Consider the following 4570-nt stretch of genomic DNA (forward strand, 5'->3'; position numbering starts at 1 on the left):
CACAAGCTAAGCCAGGCAATAACAACGCAAAAATAACAAAGAAAATAGTCATAAAAACATGCAGTGATTAAAAGGTTAAGCCATTATATCGGCAAGCCTGTAAAACCACATTACTCACTAAGCAATAATCCATTGCGTTGTTTAAGTCATGATGCCATGTTGCTGCGCATAGCGAGATGATACTGTCCCGTTCCCGCGCACCTGCCTCAAGGCAATCACGCGGTAAATGACAGGACTACTTAGTTTCTACAGCCACCGGATAAAACATACCTCTGACATCACCGTAATAAGTTTGTCCGGTAGTATGCAGATTGACATACAGTTGGCCTTCATCGGCTATGGTTTTCATGCCGCCAATCGTTTTAACTCTATCTTGCGGCAGTTCTTTAAGAATCGGGCAGCCGACGGTGAACGCATCGATGAGCGAGCCATCACTAGAATCAGTCACGTCGGTAATATCTTGGTTATACAGCGTGATATGTATTTCATTATCGGCGAAATAGCTTTGTAAGTTACCGATTAACGAGAAATCAATCAAAATAGGCCCTAATTGTCCTGGCTTACCGCAATGAATATGCATCATGTTGATTTGACTAACATCGATATTTTTTATAGCCATGTGAAAATACGCCCGGCTCAAGTCTTTGCTAAACGTTAACACGGCTTGAGCGCGATCTTTACGCTGTTCGCGTGGGGTTGACGGCGTAGTGGATTTAAATTGCGCTGGCGTATTAGCCGGCGTATCACTCTCTTCACCGCCTTCTTGTTGCGGACTGGCAAACGCTTCGTAAAAAAAAGCCTTGTTTAGCGCCACTGGCTGGTTTCAATGCAATACCGCTAGTGTTTTTAATTTCAGGTCTTGAGCTTTCTGCATACGCCATAGGCATAGCCGTTAACGCGGTTAAGCCCATAAATCCTACTGTACTCAATAATAATGTTTTCATAGCACCTTCCAAAATTCAAAAGTTAATTATCATTATTTCTCGTTGCAGGTTAGAGCAAGCAACGAGAGCAATGTTGTGATGGTTGCCACGTTGCGTGGCTCGTGTTTACAAACTTTTTTAAATATTCCAGCAATGCTGTTTTTTCTTTTTTGCTAAACCCGGTGCCATATTCGTGACCGCAGCGGCTATTGCCTGAATTTCTATCGCTACAATCCGTCGTTTTTAAGGTAAAGTTGGGTTCAGTTTGTATGGTTGCTAAGCCAACGTTTTTTAATATCGTAAGCAGAACCTATTTTGAATGTCGCAACGCGGTCTTTGGCGGGCGTTAACAACTCAGCTAAGGTAGGCACAGAGCCATTATGTAAATACGGCGCGACCGCCCAAACGCCTTCTAACACACGCGACTCATAAGCATAAGACGGTGTTGTCGCATCAGCATTGTCAGCGCTGGCGTTAGCGCCATCGGAGAAACCGAGCAAATCTTCTAGTGTGCCAAAACCGCCTAAGTCTTGCTCGACCGAACTGACAGCCGTGCCAAAATCTGCAGTCAATTGAGCCAGTAAGTCTATGCCCACCTGCCCTGGCGTGGTTAATACAATAGGGAAATAATGTTGAATAATGGCCCCTTCGCTAGCTCTTGCTAACACTGAAATGGCTTTATCAACAGACTTTAATGGCTCATCCGTTGGTAAAATCGTCGCGCCTTGCATCACGCCAGTTTTAACTTCATAGCCTAACAAGCCTATTTCTTTAGAATCCGTACCCACATCAACAATAGGCGTTGCCCAGGTTTTTTCGCTGAATGAACGGAACTCACCGTCTTTAATGCCATGGCAATCAGCACAACTTAGATTGTCAGCGTTAGGGTCGGGTTTATTGAAGACTTTGGCGCCAGCGGCAGCCAATTTTTTATTCAACGCAAACGGCCATTTAGGCGCAGCCAGTTTCATGATTAGCTCTTCTTGGCCGTTTAAACCGGCAAAATTAGCCGAGTTTTCTGCTATATAATTCATGTTAAGCAAACCCGATGCGGCTTTTTTGGGATGAAACTGGGCAAACACGCCATAGACTTCGCCGATATTACGGGCAAGTCCTAGCAAGCGATTACCATTAGGCGAAAATCCCGGCCATTGCGTGTAATCTTGTATCGAGGCATTCCATAAAAACGGGTAACGCACAGGTGCATCAGCGACTTTAATATTTTCTGGAATCATATAGGTTGGCGCCGTGCCAATGTCTAAGCCAGTCAAGCGATTAAAAATCATCGAGACGGCATCTAAAACGCCCAACACCCCAAGGTGATTGGGTCGGTAAGGCTCTGTCCACAAGCGTGTGATAAGGCAAAAACCAGTCATTCACCTCTGTGCGTAATACGTCTTGTTCCAGTTGGGTTGGCGTATGCCCTAACACGCTAGTCGCAAATTCAGTGAACGCCGTTGTATCGTTCAATATCGTGTTAACAGCATGATCGAGATCAGCCATAAAGCCTTGCATATCGCTCAGCGCTGGGCCACCGTCTATGCGGTAAGACGTACCTGATACGTCAATTTGTCGGGTATGGCACGCAGAGCATGTCATGCCTATTGATTGTTCACCGTTTTTTTCAGCGGCGACGGTAAAACCGACCGGGACATTAGCGACCTTACTCTTAGGATTGGGCAAATAACCATAACGGCTTAAACTACGCGCCATAAATGGCTTGCCATTGGCTTGCTTTAGCGCTTGCATCCATTTTAACGGCATGATGCGCGAGCCTTGGTCTTGGCTGTAATAGGTTTGGCGGGTAGCGTCAGTCCAATCTGTGCCTTGATTAGTCATGACGAGTGCAGCGCTTGTGCTGAGTGGTAACACCAGGCTGGCGCTAACCAGCAAGCTGCGGGTAACAAAAGGGAAGACTTTATTTTTTTTCATTATGATTTCCTCAGGGTAAAAACATCGTTGTTAAACAAAAATGTTTTCACTGTCAGAAAATCTAACAGCACGCAGCAATAAAGTTACAGATTATTGATAGAGTTCACACGACGGACCAATAAATAGGTCAAAAAGCCAGTAATCACGATATTGAGCATAAAGAATATCGCGACTTCGACAGAGACTTGCAAGACAGGATTAAACCAGTAGGCAAACAACAACAAACTCGCATAACCCAACAGTGATAATAAAGTTTGCAACCCAATAATATGTGCGTTGGGCGCGATTAACGCGGCACCCAGGATTAAATACATATAAACATTAATAGGCGCACTCAGCGCGGCGGCATCGCAGATAAAAATACCCGTGACAGCCACCACGGTCACGACCATACACGCGTATAAACCTAAACGCTGCCATTTTTCACTAGCCAGTATTGTTTGTAGTCCATAAAAAAATACGGCTAAACCCGCCGTCGCAATCGTCAGTACCGTATGAAACATGCCTTGATGCCTAGGCAACTGCAACACCGACATAGCAAACCAATGCAAACCATATAAACATAACAATACGCTATAGCTGCTTGCCAAAAACGGTTTTTGCCGCACCCATTTCACGCAACGTTGCCATAGGTTTAACGGTTTAGCACGTATCGGTTCATTATGTAAAAACAGCGCTAAATCATCGGCTAAATCTTGCGCTGAGGCGTAGCGGTCAGCCGGTTTTTTCATTAAACACTTTAGACAAATCGTCTCTAAATCACGCGGTATGGCTGGGTTTAGTTGTCTAGGCGCAATAGGGTCATCATGGCGTAACATTTTTAACACCTCTAATATATTGCTAGAGGCAAAGGGTACGCGTCCGGTCAGTAATTGATATAAAATCACGCCTAAAGCATAAATATCACTGGCACAACTGACCTCTTCTCCGCTGTCAGGAATTTGCTCAGGCGACATGTAATGCGGTGTGCCTAGCATTAACCCGGTTTTAGTCATCTTAACAGGAGTTTCCAAATATTTTGCTAGGCCAAAATCGGTAATTTTGACAACGGGCGCGGTATTTTTTAATGAGCTAAATTGCGATATGCGCGGCAAACCTTGATCTAAGGCGTGGTTAAATAAAATATTTTCCGGTTTTAAATCGCGGTGAATAATGCCGCGCTGATGCGAATAATGAATAATATCGGCGAGTTGCTGAATTAACGCCGCCGACCACATTGGACAGTGTGGCGCATCGTCCATGACTTGCTGTAAACCTTTAGCATCTAATAACTCTAACGCAAGATACAAATGGCCTTGATACTCGCCAATTTGATAGATTTGCACAATGCCTGGATGTTGCAGCGTCGCAATGGTTTCCGCTTCCAGGCGTAAGCGTTCGCGTTGTTCAGTATGTGCAAGCTCGCCATTTAAAATGACTTTTAATGCGACTTGACGTTTTAAGCGTTGGTCAAACGCTTTATAAACCACGCCCATGCCACCGCGCCCTAGCTCGCCTATAATCTCATAACCATCGATATGTGTTGGTACGATAGGATCAGTGGTGCCTAGCGATTGTCCACGCACCAGCTCAGTAAACGAGTCCGTGAGCGATACCGAATTTAATGATTGGTTACAGGCATCACACCCGAATAAATGTGCTTCAATCGCGACCGATTCAGCATCGTTGAGTTTACCCACAACAAATTGGCGCAACTGCTCCATAGAGGGTGACTA

General features: G+C 45.0%; 5 protein-coding genes. All 5 read right to left on the reverse strand.

The genetic code is table 11. The features are described from left to right. Positions 1 to 235: 235 nt before the first annotated feature. Positions 236 to 814, reverse strand: a complete 579-nt coding sequence (locus tag VZ94_RS20400) for a CHRD domain-containing protein (protein WP_052700785.1) — start codon at positions 812 to 814, stop codon at positions 236 to 238. Then, complete coding sequence (locus tag VZ94_RS26595; protein WP_192828689.1) at positions 753 to 944, reverse strand: hypothetical protein; 192 nt, start codon at positions 942 to 944, stop codon at positions 753 to 755. The genes VZ94_RS20400 and VZ94_RS26595 overlap by 62 nt, the downstream gene beginning before the upstream one ends. 239 nt (positions 945 to 1183) lie before the next feature. Then, positions 1184 to 2209, reverse strand: coding sequence for a di-heme-cytochrome C peroxidase (locus tag VZ94_RS27375; RefSeq protein ID WP_204369227.1), 1026 nt, complete (start codon positions 2207 to 2209; stop codon positions 1184 to 1186). Then, positions 2199 to 2855 carry a di-heme-cytochrome C peroxidase gene (locus VZ94_RS27380; protein ID WP_204369228.1) on the reverse strand — a complete coding sequence of 219 codons (657 nt, stop codon included), beginning with the start codon at positions 2853 to 2855 and terminating at the stop codon, positions 2199 to 2201. Before VZ94_RS27380 ends, VZ94_RS27375 begins: the two co-directional genes overlap by 11 nt. Positions 2856 to 2938: 83 nt before the next feature. Further along, a complete protein-coding gene (locus VZ94_RS23820) occupies positions 2939 to 4549 on the reverse strand; it encodes a serine/threonine protein kinase (protein WP_157844993.1) in 1611 nt (536 codons plus the stop codon). Positions 4550 to 4570 lie beyond the last annotated feature (21 nt).

The sequence above is a fragment of the Methylocucumis oryzae genome (assembly GCF_000963695.1).
Lineage (GTDB): Bacteria > Pseudomonadota > Gammaproteobacteria > Methylococcales > Methylomonadaceae > Methylovulum > Methylovulum oryzae.

What these genes read in the sequence shown, in the direction of transcription:
- VZ94_RS26595 (WP_192828689.1), bottom strand. Translation starts at nt 944, where the DNA reads ATGAAAACATTATTATTGAGTACAGTAGGATTTATGGGCTTAACCGCG.
- VZ94_RS27375 (WP_204369227.1), bottom strand. Translation starts at nt 2,209, where the DNA reads ATGATTTTTAATCGCTTGACTGGCTTAGACATTGGCACGGCGCCAACC.
- VZ94_RS27380 (WP_204369228.1), bottom strand. Translation starts at nt 2,855, where the DNA reads ATGAAAAAAAATAAAGTCTTCCCTTTTGTTACCCGCAGCTTGCTGGTT.